The sequence below is a fragment of the Pedobacter sp. GR22-10 genome (assembly GCF_026239715.1).
Taxonomy (GTDB): domain Bacteria; phylum Bacteroidota; class Bacteroidia; order Sphingobacteriales; family Sphingobacteriaceae; genus Pedobacter.
Genome location: NZ_JAPIVR010000001.1, coordinates 741,483 through 758,518, shown reverse-complemented (window position 1 = coordinate 758,518; position 17,036 = coordinate 741,483). Strand labels below are relative to the sequence as shown.

12 protein-coding genes, 1 tRNA gene and 1 pseudogene are annotated in these 17,036 nt (G+C 40.0%); 3 read left to right on the top strand and 11 right to left on the bottom strand.

The window, feature by feature from the left end:
- Positions 1 to 21 precede the first annotated feature (21 nt).
- From OQX64_RS03080 to OQX64_RS03060, 5 genes are all read right to left on the bottom strand, one after another.
- Entirely contained in the window at positions 22 to 2,436 is a 2,415-nt protein-coding gene (locus tag OQX64_RS03080) for a GAF domain-containing protein (RefSeq protein ID WP_265817590.1), read from the bottom strand.
- A 127-nt stretch (positions 2,437 to 2,563) separates the two neighbouring features.
- On the bottom strand, positions 2,564 to 6,172 hold the full coding sequence (locus tag OQX64_RS03075) for a BamA/TamA family outer membrane protein (protein ID WP_265817589.1): 3,609 nt from the start codon (positions 6,170 to 6,172) through the stop codon (positions 2,564 to 2,566).
- A gap of 45 nt (positions 6,173 to 6,217) precedes the next feature.
- Complete coding sequence (locus OQX64_RS03070) at positions 6,218 to 7,132, bottom strand: SdiA-regulated domain-containing protein (protein WP_265817588.1); 915 nt, start codon at positions 7,130 to 7,132, stop codon at positions 6,218 to 6,220.
- Between the two features lie 11 nt (positions 7,133 to 7,143).
- Complete coding sequence (gene ppk1 / locus OQX64_RS03065; RefSeq protein ID WP_265817587.1) at positions 7,144 to 9,186, bottom strand: polyphosphate kinase 1; 2,043 nt, start codon at positions 9,184 to 9,186, stop codon at positions 7,144 to 7,146.
- Positions 9,186 to 10,415 carry a Pycsar system effector family protein gene (locus OQX64_RS03060; RefSeq protein WP_265817586.1) on the bottom strand — a complete coding sequence of 410 codons (1,230 nt, stop codon included), beginning with the start codon at positions 10,413 to 10,415 and terminating at the stop codon, positions 9,186 to 9,188. The genes ppk1 and OQX64_RS03060 overlap by 1 nt, the downstream gene beginning before the upstream one ends.
- A gap of 319 nt (positions 10,416 to 10,734) precedes the next feature.
- On the opposite strand from OQX64_RS03060, the gene OQX64_RS03055 reads away from it, so the two are divergent.
- Positions 10,735 to 10,808, top strand: a tRNA-Ile gene (locus OQX64_RS03055).
- Between the two features lie 268 nt (positions 10,809 to 11,076).
- Positions 11,077 to 12,363 (top strand): site-specific integrase, encoded by a 1,287-nt coding sequence (locus OQX64_RS03050; protein WP_265817585.1) that lies wholly within the window; start codon positions 11,077 to 11,079, stop codon positions 12,361 to 12,363.
- On the opposite strand, the gene OQX64_RS03045 is transcribed toward OQX64_RS03050, so the two are convergent.
- From OQX64_RS03045 to OQX64_RS03020, 6 genes and pseudogenes are all read right to left on the bottom strand, one after another.
- On the bottom strand, positions 12,353 to 12,703 hold the full coding sequence (locus OQX64_RS03045; RefSeq protein ID WP_265817584.1) for a hypothetical protein: 351 nt from the start codon (positions 12,701 to 12,703) through the stop codon (positions 12,353 to 12,355). The two genes, OQX64_RS03050 and OQX64_RS03045, sit on opposite strands and share 11 nt — an antisense overlap.
- Positions 12,704 to 13,275: 572 nt before the next feature.
- Positions 13,276 to 13,755: pseudogene (locus OQX64_RS03040) on the bottom strand (PRTRC system protein E); the annotation flags it as partial.
- A gap of 18 nt (positions 13,756 to 13,773) precedes the next feature.
- Positions 13,774 to 13,992 carry a hypothetical protein gene (locus OQX64_RS03035; protein ID WP_265817583.1) on the bottom strand — a complete coding sequence of 73 codons (219 nt, stop codon included), beginning with the start codon at positions 13,990 to 13,992 and terminating at the stop codon, positions 13,774 to 13,776.
- A 39-nt stretch (positions 13,993 to 14,031) separates the two neighbouring features.
- Complete coding sequence (locus tag OQX64_RS03030) at positions 14,032 to 15,117, bottom strand: DUF932 domain-containing protein (protein WP_265817582.1); 1,086 nt, start codon at positions 15,115 to 15,117, stop codon at positions 14,032 to 14,034.
- Between the two features lie 37 nt (positions 15,118 to 15,154).
- Entirely contained in the window at positions 15,155 to 15,568 is a 414-nt protein-coding gene (locus OQX64_RS03025; RefSeq protein ID WP_265817581.1) for a single-stranded DNA-binding protein, read from the bottom strand.
- 307 nt (positions 15,569 to 15,875) lie between these two features.
- Positions 15,876 to 16,448: a UPF0758 domain-containing protein gene (locus OQX64_RS03020; protein ID WP_265817580.1), complete on the bottom strand. Its 573-nt coding sequence runs from the start codon at positions 16,446 to 16,448 to the stop codon at positions 15,876 to 15,878.
- Positions 16,449 to 16,569: 121 nt separating this feature from the next.
- On the opposite strand from OQX64_RS03020, the gene OQX64_RS03015 reads away from it, so the two are divergent.
- Positions 16,570 to 16,971 carry a hypothetical protein gene (locus OQX64_RS03015; protein WP_265817579.1) on the top strand — a complete coding sequence of 134 codons (402 nt, stop codon included), beginning with the start codon at positions 16,570 to 16,572 and terminating at the stop codon, positions 16,969 to 16,971.
- The last annotated feature ends 65 nt before the right edge of the window (positions 16,972 to 17,036 follow it).

The following is a 17,036-nucleotide window of genomic DNA, read 5'->3' as shown; positions in this document are numbered from 1 at the left end:
TAAAAGGTAAACAGTAAGAATTTAGCTTTCCATTATGGAAGCAATCTCTTTCTCCATAGATTCCAGTTCTTTCGCCTTTAATTTTTTTACGGTTTCCTTTTTAGGTTCAACGTATTTAACCCCCACACGCAATGCCCTTAAACCGGAAACACCTTGCAACTCTTCGAGTTCAAGTTGTTCTAAATCATCATTAAAATAGCCCTGAACCTGCATGTATTTGATATACTCCATATATTCTTTGGCTTCATCCGGATTAAAATAAACCATTGAAATTTTATCCGGCTGGGTCAGGCGTTCATTCTTTCCTTTGATTAATACTTTATCAATCCGCTTCTTCACCACTTCATAACGGATATTATAGGCACCTTCTACATCGAATCTTCGCTCATCGTTCCTGAAACTAATGTCGATAGGATTTGAATGAATAAAAATTAACTGGGTCGTTTCCAGCGGAAAAGGGATTTCTCCGATTAAACCCTTGGACAGCCTGGCAATCTCCACCATTGAAGTCAGCTGCCATAAGCGGATATTTTTTAAGTATAATAAATCAAAAGGTTTCTGCGGCGCAATTTCCTGCCCGATATAAATGTCATACTCCACCCCGTCTGTTCTAAACTTGGCAAAATAACAAGGATAAGATTCCTGCAGGTTGGCTTGCGATTTTTCCAGGTACTGGCTTACCTCGGTATTGATCATCTGCATGGAAACTTCCAGCTTTCTGCGGTTAGAATAAGCACTCCCGGTTTCAGGAATAATGACCTTAAAATAATCATCTACAATTTCAGCCGTTTGCGGATAGTTGGCCTTGATAATGGAAAGGAAAGGGTAAACCTCAGCAGCAAGGAATTCGTTGAGCTGACTCTCTTCATTTGAAGAAGTCAAATGATCTATCCTTTTAGTCCAGTCTTTACAGTTAAACAAAATTTTCTCTGTAATTTCAAGGGAAACAACTTTCTTGATTGCTTTCAATGCCTGTATTAGACTCTCCAGCAGCACACTCAAATCATCCTTTAAAGCTTTATTCCGCTCAATGGTGGAGTTACGGATATCAATGGCACCAAATAATGGATACATGTGTTTAAATGTAACCGTTTCAATTTCTTTAATCTTGTTTTTACTGCTGTTCTTTTGAAGAAAGTGCCATACGGCCTCATTAAATTTCCACTGTACAGAAGGTTGTAAGGCCGTGAATTTATCCATCAGCACTTCATCCATTTTAGCATTAAAATCCTCGATATTATATTGGAAAAGTTGCCCGATCAAAGGCATAGCCGGGCGCAATCTCGACAATAACCTATCATCAATAATTACTTCATTATCAGAATAAACCTCCAGTACACCGGCCAGCTGGGTATTATAATAAACCGGTAATACAGAATAAGAACATACCCCCGCCTCTTTCAATACCTTTAAGAAAGGATCTTTCAAAATCAGCTCATCATTAATGGAACTTACAAAAATGGCTTTGGGGTTTTCCATATATTTATCAACCAGGGAGTAGAACACCTCTTCTTCTACATAGGAAGCTTTTGCCGAATTGATCAGCTTGCTTTGAGAAAATTCCAGGTGATCAAAAACCAGTTTGTTATTTACCGTTAAAAATGGCATTAATCCAAATTCCAGGTTGCCATCGCCACTTAAGCTTTTCAGTGCCTGGATAACGTGCGTATAAGCATCATTCTGATAATCATGATTAACGAGGGCATCACGAATACCATCAATAGCATGCTGTAGCGTTACATCGGTGATGGAAATGATACTGAATCCATCGAAAGAAAAATCATTTAGTGGCAAATGCTTCAGCAGGTATTCCAGTTCATTATCCTCCTGAAAATATTTTCCAAGTTCTTCAAAATTAAGTTCAGGAAGTTCTCCTTTATACTGGATGTCTACAAACTTGGTATCCGTTTGAATGTTGTAATATTGCGTAAGCTTGGTTTTCTCATTTACATGTCCATAAATAACTTCATTTTTAATTACAGAGGTAAAGTTGTAAAAGCGCAATAAAATAATATTATAAATAAACTTAAGCTGTTTCTTTTCAACCGGTTCGCTATCCTTGGTAATCTTATTTTTAGGATCGTGATCCTTAAAAAAATTGTAAAATGCATTTGTACTGAAGAAAATTTCATCCGGAACCGGGGTACTCAAGGCCCAGAACAAATCATCCTCATTATCCATCAATGGTGTAAGGATGGTAAAAATAAGTTCTAAAGTATCTTTATATTGAACCAGATCTTTTGCCTTGATATTATTTAGGAGTAACTTCTCTTTCTCAATTTTTTCCAGCAGAAACCTGTAAAACTCAGATTTTACGGATTTCTCCGTTTTCAACCTTCCTTTTAAATACTCCACCAGCGGGCGAAAGGAAAGCGACGAATCTATCTGATGCTTGAAACATTCGTTTTTATGTATTTGAATTACGTTGGTATTCATGACGGATTTCCTTTCTTGGAATATTTACAGTTATCTTATTCAGTACAAAGATATTACCTCTTCCTTTAATAATAGGTCTTTATAACGTAATACTTGGAGATGGTCCCCTGACTAAAGCTTTACAAATTTAATACCTAAAGTTTAAAGAAACGTATGGGTACCATCCTTCTGAAGAATGTCCCATTACAAATCGTACAACTGTGAGTGATGCCGGTGCAAAATACAAGCCACCACCTACACCGTGATGCCAGGTGGTAGACACTTCATTCCGTTGCCAAACCCGGCCAACATCATAGAAGCCCAGCAAGCCAATTTGTCCGGGTAAAACATAACTGACCAAATCACCCAGTTTCGCCCTTAACTCTAAATTATTGTAAAAAATATGTTCACCGGCAAACCTGAACTGCCGGTAACCCTGAAGATTACCCTGCCCACCAAGGTATAAGGCCTGATAAAATGCCGGTTTTCCAACCGTTACACCACCACCAAAACGATCGGCCAGAATAAAATTTTTCCTGCCGTCTAAATTTTTATATAAGGCAATACTTGCTGTTAACTGCCCGAAAGAATTTGAATATTGGTTAACACCCTTATAGCCAAGCAATTTAAAATCTACAAAACTTCCCAAGGTAGGTAGGAGGTCATTATCCCTGGTGTTATTGGTGAAATTTACAATCGCCCCGGCAAACATTTTTTCGTTACGCACCGTTAAGCTATCTGCAGAGTGCAACTGATCAGCATTGAGGATAAAACGGCCTTCGTTATCTTCGCGGTTGAACTTATAATACTGATAAGAGGGTCCTACAGAAAAGGTTGATTTGGGTTTACGCCACCTGATGGCTGCATCTACCTGGTACAGGTTAAACCTGGCCCTATAGTAGCGGATATCATCACCATGTTCATCAAAATGAGTATCATTACCTAAACCGAAGAAATTCTGGTTATTATTGGGGGCAAAAGCATAACCGTTTACCAATAAATCTCCCTTACCCAATGCTTTTAACCATTCGCCCTTATAATTAAAACGGAATGCCCTGGTAGAGAAAGAATGCAAAAATGAAACCGTTTGTGAATTGCCCCAGGGTTGCTTACGGAACCCCGGATTGGTTTGCTTGTAAATTAAACCCAATAAAATTCCATCATCCCTGTTGTAGCCTGCGTTTAAATTATATGATCTCCGCACATACATATCTTTAGGGATGTAACTGAAGTTTGCCGTATCATTGGAAATAATTTTGTTGATTTTATTCTGATCATTACCAGCGTAAGTTGCCTTATCTGTACGACCGTATAATTTTACCCTGCCATTGCTATTTGCAAAATCGTAATATTTCTCCCCCTTGCCTCCAATTATCCGGATTTTAATGGCAGAATTTTTATTGTCGAGGATTAAGCTGTCATTCCCGTTGTGCATATACACCCGAATTTCCTTCGTCACTTTGGGATCGAACTTCCGGTCAAACAATTCATCTTTGATATTGCCTTCTTTTGATATTTTATTAATCTTCACCCGCAAACCATTTTCTTTGGTATCGTTGATTTTAATGCGCTCATTTTTATTGGTTACTTCTATATCAACGATGCGGTTAAAGAAATGATAGTAATCATTCATCAGTTTAGGCAAACTGGCTACCCGCTCACGCAACCTTTTTAAAAATTCGTCATGATGTAATGAATAGCTTGGCTCAGGAAGTTTCCGCAAGGCCTTTTCAAAAACGGCATCATTGTAATTGGCGCAGAAATCTTTCACTATCTGATTAAATTCATCTTCCGTTATATTTGCGGTCCAGCGGCTGCTGATTTCCCTGCCTTCCCATAAAAACCAGTTAATATTTTGTATGGGGCGTTCGTAGCCCTGCATCATTGGGAGCAAAGAGGATGATTGTGTAAAACGTTGTAAAAAACCATCTGAACGGAAAAAAACCTGGTCGCGGTCTCTTGGTACAGGTGTATAATTTGAACCATCTTTGGTTTTGGTTTCTTTCCAGCGCCACTGGTCTTCATGCCTGTCCCAATCGCCAAGCAATACATCAAGTGATCTTGCCTTTACCCAGGCCGGGCCATCTAATTTATTATCGTTGTCATCCGTTAATTTTTTATCCATTTTCGGTGAACTGTCTGATTCTCCTACAGGCTCGCGCTCCTCGAATAAGCATAGTGTATTGGCAAAAGCAGATTCAAACTCGCCTAGACCATCATCAGGAGAAACCCAGCCGATAACCGGATTGGTATGTGGAATTTTAGCTGCATCTGCCAGGTCAGGAACAACCAAAGCTGAGAAGGGATGCTGGGCAGACATGTTATCCTTAATTACGTCTTTTGCAAAGGTATTCCGCAAGGCCTCAGGCAGCAGAACCTCCGGGTATTTTTCTATGCTACGCAACACATATTCCTTCCCGTCCTTGTCTTCCAGTCTTAAAGAGCGCGACTGGTTACCTCCTCCACGTTGAGTGGCTTTAAGGCCACCTTTCATTTTTGAGACATGCAACACCGGAACTTTAGTTCTTTCGGCATATTCCTTCCGGTAATTTTCACCAAAAACATACCGATGAAAACGCCCTACGCTATCGTACTCCGGTTTAATGCGTACAAAAATACTATCGGCTGTAAGCGGCTTATCCCTGTTTCTAATTTTTGAAGGAATTTCTGCAAACTTTTTAATATAGCTGTAAACCTGTTTAACGCTGGTATCCGAATAAATGTAATACGCATAGCGCATATCATTATTTTTCAACTGATCAGCAATGACATAGCCCTGCTGCATTTCCTGAAATAAGGAATTTTTGCCCTTTTTATTCGGCGAAACCTTTGAGCCGGAACCACTGATAATCTGCAGTTGTTTCCCTTTAATCATTTGTAAACCATGCTCATGACCCGCCACATAAGTTACATTCGGATAATCGCCAAAAACACCATTTACAGATTTGATCATGTCTTTATATGCCGGATGATTTAAATCTTCAGGACTTAAAAGCGTAGATCTTAACAAAGGATAAACCGAGCCCAAAACCGGCATCGGGATATATAAATTCTTATTTAGGGAAGTCAATGGAAAAAGGTGATTTCTTAAATTAAAATAGCCGCCATGTGGCCCATAACTCTGAAATGGATGGTGTGAAGCCAATAAGATCACCTTGTTTTTATTTTGTTCCAGCATTTCTTCCATGCGTACCAGCACTTCATCTTTGGTATTGCAATCACATTCACCTGCCGGATTTGATTTTTTATATGGAAATAGCCACCACTCACTGTCATAAGCAATGATGGTGAGTTTATCGGTGAGGTTGATGGCTACCGGATCAGGACACCCGTTCGCAGGAATTAATTTAAGCAATGGATCGTTCTGCGCTTTTAAATAATCATCCTGTGCTTTGATTTTCGCCAAACCATCTGGTCCGGATTTATCCCAGTCATGATTACCCGGAATGAAATAAACACTTGCGCCCATATTGCGCATGGGTTCAAATTGTGACCGTAATATTTTTTTTGTCTCCTCTTCTTCAATACTTCCAGGCAAACCCATTCCTGTGGGATAAATGTTATCGCCAAGATAAACCACAGTGGTTTTTTTTGGAATAATCTGCTTGGCGGCATTTTTTAAATCCTGCATCTGGGCAGCATTCATTTCTCCGGCATCGCCGAAAAGAATTACACGGTATTTAACATCATCCTGAGCGAAAGAATTAAAAACAAATAAAAAAAAGAAGGCAATAAATAGGGTAAACGTTTTGATCATCGCTTAGGGGTTATTTCAGATAAAGATAATTAATTTTAATAAAGCCTATCTGACCTTAAACATTAAAATATTTCCTGCAGCTAAAGACCCACCTTCATTTGAAATATAAAGATTATTGTCCCGATCAAACGCAATGCCTTCAGGTTGGTTAAAAGCATCTCCTTTTAAGGCTTGAGTTGATTTTATCTTAAAGTCGGCGTCAGTTATCACCAATAACTTATTCATGGAAGAAAGGATATACCACTCTCCTGTTTTCGGGTTTTTGGCCAATGCCGAAGGGCGGAAATTCATTTTAGATGTACCTGCCGCAGCAGCAATTTCCTGATGAGAAAGTTTAAAAGTTCCTGCAGGCGTAAAAGTGCCTTCATTAAATTTAAAAGCAAATATTTCGGTATCCGACTTTTTACCTTTTTTCACTTCTTTGGTTAAAATATAAACCATACCAGCCTTCTCATCTGAAGCCAAACCTTCATACTCAGCTTTTGGCACCAGGTCTTTTGTTTTAATAACGTCAGCTACTTCCGGAGTATTAATTTTTGAAATGGGAAAAGTATGCAGTTCTCCATTACTCTTAAGCACAATTACCTGATCATTAATGATCGCCAGGTCTTCATAATCACCTTTCCCTCCAAATTTGGTAAATTGTGCATCTTTATCATTTAAGCCCAAATGAAATAAATCACCATCTTCATCCTGAATGGCAAAAACCTGTTTCGGATCTCCATGATGAAAAGTAATGCCCGAAATTTCAAATAAATTCTGTGGCATATTATATTTTACCGGATTAGCCAGATCATAAGGAAAATCTGCTTTTTCAATAGTGGAAACAGCATTTTCTGTTGTCATTTTATCCTTCTTCTTTCCCTCATCATCATGTTTTCCGTTTACACATGAAACCCCGATAAATGCTACGGTGAAAAGTGTAATAATAGCGGTTAGTTTTGTTTTATTCTTATTCATAAAATGAAAATTTAATACTTGTTTTTTAAAAATTGATAGATGGCCAGTTGTGAAGCAATGGCAGGTTCACCAGTTTGAACGGGAACATTTTCCATTTGATCATTTATTATAACAGCCTGCATGTTATCCTGTTTTTGAATCTCGATAATTTCCAGGATTTCTTTTTTAATTTGCTCGTCATAAATAGGAAAGCAAACTTCTATCCTGCGGTAAATATTCCGGTTCATCCAGTCGGCAGACCCCAGATAAACATCGTTTTTACCTTCATTATGGAAGATAAAAATCCGTCCGTGCTCCAGGTAACGGTCTACAATTCTGGTGACTGTAATATTTTCGCTCATTCCCTTCACCCCCGGAATCAACCTGCAGATGCTCCGCACAAACATGTCTATCTTTACCCCACTTTGCGATGCCTCGTATAGTTTATTGATTAAAACCTTTTCTTCGAGGTTATTCATTTTAATGGTGATGGCTGCCGGTTTACCTTGCCTGGCATGTTCAATTTCCCGCTCAATCAACTGAAGAAAAGCCTGCTGCAGGTTAAACTGGGCCACCAGCAAATGCTGAAAAGGAATGAGATCAGCAGAAGCAGGCTTTATGCGTTTTGCCAGAAAAATAAACAATAACTCCACTTCGCGCAGCATTTCTTTATGGGCGGTCATTAAGATATGGTCTGTATAAAAAGAAGCCGTGCTTTCATTAAAATTTCCGGTAGCAAACAATCCCAGATAATGCATCCGGCCCGCTATTTCACGTTTTACCAATGCTACCTTTGCATGCACCTTAAGGGCTGTTACGCTGTAAATAATGTCGACTCCAACCGATTTCATTTTTTTAGCCCACTTGATGTTATTCGCTTCATCAAACCGGGCCTTCAACTCCACCAGAACGGTTACTTTCTTCCCGTTTTTAGCGGCACTGATTAAGGCATTCACAATTTTTGAATCGCTCGCTACCCGGTAAAGTGTTACATAAATCTCCTTGACATTTTCATCTATAGCGGCTTCATTGAAGAACCGCAGCACGCTATCATAACTTTGAAAGGGTGTATGAATGATGATATCCTTTTTGGTAATGGCTGCTGTAAGTGTCTTTTCTACGAAATCAGTATTGCAGATTTTGCGCCATGATGCATTTAAGAGCTGATCATTTTTCACCGGAAAAGCCATCAGGTCTTTCAGGTTATGGTATTGACCACCTTCTACCCTGTTTGCTTTTTTAAGGTTGAAGAGCTTTTTCATCTCCTCAAAAACATTTGGAGGAATGCCCGGCTGATGCAGAAAACGGGTGGCTAAACCCAAATCCCGCTTCATCAGCTGCTTTTCCAGCTGATCGGATAAATTTCCGGAATACTCATCCTTCAGGTCAATCTCCGCATCTCTTGTAATTTTAAAACTAAAACAACCCAGTACCTCATCCAACGGAAATACCCGATCCAGGTGAAACCTTACGATATCATCAAGAAACACTACGAAAGTTTCATTTTCCCCTTCTGTTTTATAAAACCGCGGCAATTCATTGGATGGGATATTTAAAATTACCGACTTGGTTTCATGCTCATTTTTTAAAGTAATGAGGAAATACAGCTCATTATTTGCAGGAAAAAAATTGGTCTCCTGATCCAGGTAAACCGGTTGAAGAAAGGCCATCACCTGGCTCAAAAAATATCTGGTAACTGGTTTTTGAATCTCCGGTGGAAATGGCTGTCCGTAAAGCAGGTTAATCTGCTTTACTTTTAACTGCGGAATAATCTCCAGCTGCAGGATTCTGCCATATTGCTGCTGCTGACGGGTAATTAAATGATTGGCACTTTTCAGCAGGTCTTCTTCAATATGAATATCATTGTTTTCCTTATTGCTTAATTTTTCGAGTGCCAGTAATACAGGCATCCTGACGCGATAAAACTCGTCCAGATTGGAGGAAAAAATGGAAAGAAATTTAATCCGCTCCAGTAATGGAACCGTGCTGCGTCCTGCTTCTGTTAAAATTCGTTCATTAAATTTCAGCCAGCTTAGATCTCTGTTGAAAAAAGCAGTTTCTGTAGTTTGCGCCATTAAAGTTTACCGTAAGCTGCGTATGCAATAACAAAAGCCAATACCGCCGCAATTAACCCAAACATAAAAATATTATAAGCCAGGCGGATCAGTTTGTATTTCCGACCTAAAACTACCCCCTGAGAATAGACATCTGTGATCAATGTGCCATACAAAAAGTCCTTATCATTCATGACCTGAATCATGCCATCAGTATAGCGGGGTAAGCTCATTTTATAAAAATTACCGAAAAACAAGAGGTTAACTTTTTTATTGTCCATGTCTTCCTGGGTAAACTCTCCTTGTGGAATTGACGGGCGGGTAGATAAGATAGATACCACCACACAGGTTAAACTCACCATGAGCAGGATAAACGTGGGGATAATCAGGTTTCCGTGATCTTCCAGTCTCCTGAGCAACAAACTTACAATCAGTGAAAGCATGATGGAATTTACCGTTATCAGGATGTGTGCTTTATTATCTGCCATATCGCTTAAGCGTTGGTTGTTGGCCGAGGTAATCCTGAACATGGTTTCAATTCCTTTATCCGGCCGGTCGCCTTTGCCTTTCTTTTTACCCTCTTTATCATCCAGCACCAATGAAGGTGCAAAATTTTTAGGTTCCTCCTGTTCGGTGGCGATTTCTTCCTGTGCAGTCAGCTTGCTTTTAAGCTTACTGATATTCGCCTGTTTCTGATCGTTGAGCAACAGGGCGGCATAGTCGGTTTGGTAATGGTGCGACTCCATAAACTGGATGTCTCTTTTGCGCCAATCCAATTTGCTGATTTTTTTTTTGTATATCAGTTCAACTTCTTTGTGCATCAGCTTTCCTTTCTTACGGAAATCAGGCAGGCCAAGGTGAAATAAATCAGCATCGCAAATGATTTTGTCGAGCTGACTTTTAGGGTTTTGTGGAATCCTGGTGGCTAAAATCGCATTTTTAACCTTTTCTTTGATGTCTTCCCCCACCTGGTGTTCGCTTAAGAATTTTGCGGCCAGCTCTGCTCCTTTTTCCTCATGTTTCAATGCATCATCGAAATAGCCGGTATCATGAAAATAAGCCGCAACAGTAATGGTGAAAAAATCCGCTTCATTTAACTGGTAGTGATTGGCAATTTGCTGCGCAGCATTGACCACTTCACGGGTGTGTTCCAGGTTATGATAAACCAGGCGTGGATCATGATGGGTATGAAAATAATTACTAACCTGTTTTTCTACCTCAAGTTGCAATTGTTTATAGTCTTGGGACATAGTGCTCTAATGTGATCTTTTTTTATGGTTCGCTCACGCAGTTTTCTGCTTCTTGAAAACAAAAAAAATGACGGGTGATACCGGATATAAAACTACGTTAAATTTAAATAAAATCAAGCCTTTAAACATTTCACAAAATCCGGACCTGGTGGATTTATGCTCCCTGTTTCTTACTCAATCAGGTGCGTCCTGAAAGTTATCAATACAATCACCTGAAAATTAGATTGATGACACATTTACGTTATTTTTTGAAAAAAAGTTTTTTAAAAGCGGATGCAAATTTGTAACATTGCACTCGCAAAAAACAAATGTTTTTTCGGGGCCTATAGCTCAGTTGGTTAGAGTAGAAGACTCATAATCTTTTGGTCCCTGGTTCGAGCCCAGGTGGGCCCACTAATAAAAAGTCGCCCTTCAGTTACACTGAAGGGCTTTTTCATGCCTTTAAAAGCCATTTTATGGGCTATTACTCGTTTTTCGATCCAATATTATTGTTTAGGTTCAACATGATTTTTTGCTTAACTTGGTAAAAAAAACTTAGGAAACGCTCAGAACTTAGAGAAAACTTAGGAAAAACTTAGGAAGTTTTTTTAACCAAAAATTCAAAATGTGACCAAAAGACCCAAACTCTTTTGGTCTTGTCAACTCCATAAACTCGAAAAATATGGCAACGATATCAGCAACAATAATCAAAAAAGAAAGGAGAGCCGATCAAACCTGGAATGTCAAGATCAGAATTTGGCACAATAGTAAACCAGCATATATTGATACGGAACATTTTGTCGGCATTTCACAGTTAAAAAGAAAAAGCAGGGAAAGCGAATCTTTGGTTATCAAGGACAATTTCATTCTCGATCGTGTAGCAGTTGACCTAAAGAAATACCGTGACTGGATCAGCGATAATGCAGCTTTTATTGGCCAACTGTCTGCACTGCAATTACGGGATCAATTGTTAACTATGGATAGAAAAGACATCCCTGATCAAATTGATTTCTTAGCCTTCTGTAATGATTTCATTTCCGCGAAACAAAAGTCTGCTCAGGCTAGCAGCGCAAAAACACTTGCAACCGTCAGAAATAGCCTGGTCGATTATTTCAAATCACCATTTATCCCAATTACCGAAATTAACTATAATTTTCTCAAGCGATATGAGGTATATCTTCAATCAGATAGGGAACTCACCAGAAATAATCACAATGGATGTCCTAGAACCTACATACAGAAAGGTATTTCTGACTCCGGACTGCACAACCATATGCGAGATTTGAGGTTGCTATTCAACGAAGCCAGAAACAAATATAATGATGAGGATCTTGGCATTATGAAAATTTTACACTATCCCTTCAAAAAATATAAAGTAGGCTCAGCACCGATTACCGCACACAGGGACCGTCCGATACAAGAAATAATTAAGATAAGGGATGCTGAGCTTCCCAAAGACTCCAGGGCAGAACTTGCACGTGACCTTTGCATGCTTTCTTTTTATTTGTTGGGGATGAATGCAGCCGATCTTTATGAATTGCCGTTGGCAACTGAGATTAATGAACGGATTAATTACAATAGGGCTAAAACAAGAAAAAAAAGGAAGGACAATGCCTTTATCAGTATAAAGGTGATCAGTGAAGCAGCTCCTCTGCTCGAAAAATATGCGGGTAAACTTCAATTAAGATATTCTTCAACATCTGGCCTTAATTCAGCACTTGATGAAGGATTAAAAATTGTTAGCGAGGTTACAGGAATACCTGATATTGATTTTTATGATATGAGGCACTGTGTGGGAACTTGGGCAAGAAGGAAACTCGGATACAGCAAGGACGATGTGGCGGAAGCTTTAAATCAAACCGACAGAACGGTTACCGATATCTATATTGCACAAGACTGGAGTCTGATTGACAGGATACAAAAGGATATTGTAAACCTGATCGCAACGAAAAGTGAGGCTAAGGGGTAAGCCGATCGCTGTTCAAAATCCTCACAACCTGTATTGACCTGGAGATGGCTTCAAGATCCAGTCGTTCCATCCTGTACACAGCTGAGTGTTGACCATCTTTGATTGGCCTGATCAGACCCTGGTCCACCCAGGTTAAAATATTATTTCTTCCATACAAACGAAAGGCTTCTGACTTACTCACGTATGATTTGATATGACCTAACCTAATCATCGTTTCAATGCTGGCCAGCCCCGTTGCCTGCTCTAAAATATAACTAAGCTGAAAGTCTGTAATTACCCAATTGCCCATATCATCTATCGAATACTCGCAGGTAACTAATTCGGTTACTTTTTGAGGCAACTTTTTCGAGCTCGGCCAACTTTAAAATGTTTTTGTTCTGAGCTGTCTTAAATATAGTAATCAGCTTTTCCTTAAGCCAACGATCTACTGTAGACCTTCCATAGCGCCTGTAAGCCTCACTTTTATTAACATACTCAACCCGTGCCCCAAATAATGAAGTTTCTTTCTGCACGCTTACTTTAGTTACATTTCTCATCATTTCAATAATTTCCTTAAGCCTTGAGCTTCCCATTTGCCTGACCTCCAAACTAACCATCAATCCCTTTCCCTATGTTGCTTACAATCATAGATTATAAAATTATCTAAACTGTATCCTGTCAGAAAAAAAGGACGGAAATAGGCTAAATTAAACCCTATATGAACTCGGAATGAACCAACACCCGTAGTTTTTATTTAGCTGGCTAAGGTTTGTTTATAGAACCCCGCATTGATATTGATGATAAACTCAAAAAAAATGCCTAGCGTTTGTAGAACGCGAGGTTAGAGCCGTTCTGCGGACATCCGTTTTTCTTTAAATTAAATGGCTATTGGCTGCACTCGGTAATCAATAAGGTTAATTGTTTCATTCTCCATTACAGATCAGTTTTGAGCTTTTCGATATCTGCCTTTTTATCCGGATAATCTTCTGCACTGGGAATGATGCCCATGGCTTCTGCATATTTACAGGATGCATTCAGTGCATTGATTTCCTCAAGGATGTCCTCGAATTTTGGCTTATTCAAAATAGTTTCCGAAGGTTTATGCTTTTCAACATTCGCAGCCTGTTTTTCAGCTTTGGGTTTAGCCAGCAGTTTTGACTTTGCTTTTTCTATACCTTTGTTGTAAGCGGAGATATTGGCAAAAAGGGGTCTGGTTTCCGTAACAGGTTGCGTCAACCCCTCAAGGATTTCCTCGTCAATCTCCTGTGCTGTGCCTTTAAAAACCATTGGCGGCAACTGGCATTTTTGATTTACTCCTTCCTGAGATTTTAACAGAACAGAAACGATTAATTCATTCTCTGCGCAGAAGCTAACATTGATTAGCCATGCCCCTGCACTTGGCAGACATTGTAAGGCTAAAAAAAATGCTTCTCATAATCTCGGTCTAATTAAATAAGTTCCCCTGCGTTTAGAGGTACACACCTCATATCCGTTATTTACAATAATGCTCTTGATGATATTTTCAGCATGTCTGATGCGCACGGCATCCCCTCCCGAGATTTGCAAAAGGTCAAGGTTTGAAAAAAAACGCAGTGATCTGGCAATCTCCTGTAAAGCTTTTCTTTCTGTGGTTTCGGCTAATATACTCATGACGTTTTATTTATGGGGCGGCCTCACCGCCCCGGTGAATCAATTGAACTGAAAAGAAATGTGATCATTTTTACCAAGATCTAAGCAAAGATCAAAGGCCACCTGTCCCCTCTGCCTGGCTGTCCCCTCAATAATGGATTTAAATTTGGCCTCATTATCCTTGAACTTGCGAACGTTTTGAAAATAACCAGTAACCGCATTATATGCCCCAAACAGAGTGCCTTTAGTGGTGTCAAGCAATTGCGAAGAATCATTCATGGCATAAGCAAAAACATCATCCACTATATTTCTATACAGGCTGGAGGTTTCATCTACTGTACCATTGCGCAGCTTGTCGAGTACCTCCCGATTTGGAGCCATTGCCAACTGCACCAATTTCTTCACCTCTGCATCACTAATGCGCACCTTTGCCCAATGGTTGAAAATCTGCTCGACCTCCTCCGCGATCCTGCCCGAAATTCCAATCAGCGTATGCGCTTGTTTCAGTCTTTCCCCCGCACCCGAAGAATGGCGAATGCGTATAGCGTTGGTCGAAGAACGCAAAGCAGCGTTTAAGGTATTATTGCACACTATCCTCACAGGCGTAAAAGCAGCAGTAATACTCCCGAAGCCATCATGTGAAGTGGTTAAAAACAAATACTGCTCGATCAGATCATCCTTCCCAACCCTAATGTAAGAAGGAAGCTTGGCGGTGATAAAAATCCGTTCCCCCTTACCTAAAGCACCTGCGGTTTCATACAGGATGCCATCACCACCGCCAACGATACTATCAAAAAAAGCAAAAGCATCACAGTTCTGCACCACGCCGTAATCCTTACCCACTACCCCCAAAACCGTGTCGGAATCGGTGCGTACTGTGGCAAAATAATTGGAAACGGGAATGTCCGAGGATGCCCCGAACAAAATCGCATCGGGATCGGGTTCATTAATCAAGCGCAGGTTTGCACCATCCACGGTGAACAGCGGGCGTTTCTCTACCGAATAATCAAGCCCGGCAAATTGGAGCGCTTCCGCTGCTGTTGGATAGTCTTCCACAATAGTTCCCAATCCATGCCATGCTTTCTCCCTCACTGAGAAAAAATTGTGCCTGTCTTTTTTTTGGTTATAAGCTAAATTGTGTGCCATAATCGTATCGTCTAAAAATTAAAGAATCAGCTAAAAATCAAAATGGCAGATTATCATCAATGCCCTCAAAAGTCGAATTTCCCTCTACTGAAGCAACCGCTTCTGCTCCTTTCGCCACTACATTCGGCAACTCCAAATTACGGACAGCAGCCCCCAACAGTTTAATTGCCGAAGTGTGAAAAGTCAGTGACGCTTTCGCTTCATTGTTTCCACTCATGTAAGCGTTTACACCGATACGCCCGTAAAGCTGAACCCACCCCCCTTTTTTCAAATACTCCGCAATCCCCGTATTTAGCCAATACGAGCAGTCAATAAAGGTGGTAATCTTCTTTTGCTCCCCATTAGAGCGAAATGTGTCATTAATCGCAATTGAGAAGCCTACAACTTTTTTGTCTTCGCTTACTTTTCTAACCACTGCATCAGCGGTCAATCTTCCTGTGATTTCCATCATTTAAAAAATTAAGTGTTACATTTTTTTAGTTCCCTTACCTTTTCCCAAAAAATCTTTTCAAAAGAAAAAACGGAAAAAAGAAAGTCCGGAAAAACGGGTGCCTAGCAAGCGGAGAGCTATAAGTCCCGGAGGGTGATCCGGCGAAGCCAAGATCATTATGCGCTCGCAGCAAGTGAAGCGCCCGAAATTCACGGCCTTTTTATCCGTTTTATTGGAAAGTCTATAGGCATTTTTACGCCCGCATGCCTAATTCAAGACCGCCAAAACTTAAGCCCTACCGCAAATTGGCTCAAAATCAAAAAGAAACTTAATCCACCGCACACATCCTTCTACCCAGTTCAAGTGCCGCCAGAATCGCGGAGGATTTAGCAAGTCCAATCCCCTTAAATCGTGAAAGGCTTTTATGGCCCTGGGCAGCCAGCAAATCCAGTCTGCCACCGACAGCCTTTAAAATCGCTTCGCATAGCGCAACAGCACTCTGATTAGGCCTCCCAGATCCGATTAGTATCGCCATCAGTTCCGCATCACTAAGTGCGTCTGTCCCATGAGCGATAAATTTTTCACGTGGACGCATATCGGGTGCCCAGGTTTTAATCCCCTTAATTCCTTTTTGACTACCTATTTTTTGGCTATCGCAATATTCTGTTCCCTCCAGATGCGAATGGGCAGCAGCATGAAATAAAGAAGAAAAAGCAGAGACCAGAAAGTGAAAGTCTTCTTCGAAGACGACCACATTGGACCTTCTGTAACCTCCATCTAACAGTTTATCACTTCGGGTGATACAGATATAGTGGCTATTGTTAATTGCCCGTTTGAAATCAATGAAGTAATTACGGTTTGCTGAAGAAAAATTTTCAGTTGTAAGATTTGGGTTTTTCATGTCTAACATTTTTGGTACACACAAAATTGCAGATTTGAATTCCCGCTAATCGGTTGTATATTAGCCTATCCGATCAGATCGGATAAAAAAAAGATAACAAAAAACCCAACATTCATTCAAGATGCAACAACTCAGAGAAAGCCAGCGGCTCTGCAGTTATCAGTACTGCGGCAATACATTCGAGGGACGAAGCGATAAATTGTTTTGCAGTGATCAATGCAGAAATCGTGCAAGACGTGATCAGCTAAAAGAGGAAAGATGGAATGCTCCTGTATTTTACGCCAAGATTGGTGAAATTCTACAAAACAATCGTAAGATCCTCAAAGACCTCTACGAAGAAAAAGGCGACTCAGTAATTGTAACCAATTTTCTTCTTAGGGATAGCAGATTTAATTTTGAGTTTATCACCCGAATCCTGAACACTTCTAAGGGCATTTACAAATTTTGTTTTGACTACGGATGGTTATCGCTTGAGAATGGAAACATTCTTATTGTCAAGAACGAAAAGATGGTAAAAATCTAGATCAAATTTTATGGAGTCATCCTGGGTTAGTGTTAAAAGTAAATACATACTTTACTAATAGCAAA

What these genes read in the sequence shown, in the direction of transcription:
- OQX64_RS03050 (WP_265817585.1), top strand. Translation starts at nt 11,077, where the DNA reads ATGGCAACGATATCAGCAACAATAATCAAAAAAGAAAGGAGAGCCGAT.
- OQX64_RS03080 (WP_265817590.1), bottom strand. Translation starts at nt 2,436, where the DNA reads ATGAATACCAACGTAATTCAAATACATAAAAACGAATGTTTCAAGCAT.
- OQX64_RS03035 (WP_265817583.1), bottom strand. Translation starts at nt 13,992, where the DNA reads ATGAGTATATTAGCCGAAACCACAGAAAGAAAAGCTTTACAGGAGATT.
- ppk1 (WP_265817587.1), bottom strand. Translation starts at nt 9,186, where the DNA reads ATGGCGCAAACTACAGAAACTGCTTTTTTCAACAGAGATCTAAGCTGG.
- OQX64_RS03075 (WP_265817589.1), bottom strand. Translation starts at nt 6,172, where the DNA reads ATGATCAAAACGTTTACCCTATTTATTGCCTTCTTTTTTTTATTTGTT.
- OQX64_RS03020 (WP_265817580.1), bottom strand. Translation starts at nt 16,448, where the DNA reads ATGAAAAACCCAAATCTTACAACTGAAAATTTTTCTTCAGCAAACCGT.
- OQX64_RS03030 (WP_265817582.1), bottom strand. Translation starts at nt 15,117, where the DNA reads ATGGCACACAATTTAGCTTATAACCAAAAAAAAGACAGGCACAATTTT.
- OQX64_RS03070 (WP_265817588.1), bottom strand. Translation starts at nt 7,132, where the DNA reads ATGAATAAGAATAAAACAAAACTAACCGCTATTATTACACTTTTCACC.
- OQX64_RS03015 (WP_265817579.1), top strand. Translation starts at nt 16,570, where the DNA reads ATGCAACAACTCAGAGAAAGCCAGCGGCTCTGCAGTTATCAGTACTGC.
- OQX64_RS03060 (WP_265817586.1), bottom strand. Translation starts at nt 10,415, where the DNA reads ATGTCCCAAGACTATAAACAATTGCAACTTGAGGTAGAAAAACAGGTT.
- OQX64_RS03025 (WP_265817581.1), bottom strand. Translation starts at nt 15,568, where the DNA reads ATGATGGAAATCACAGGAAGATTGACCGCTGATGCAGTGGTTAGAAAA.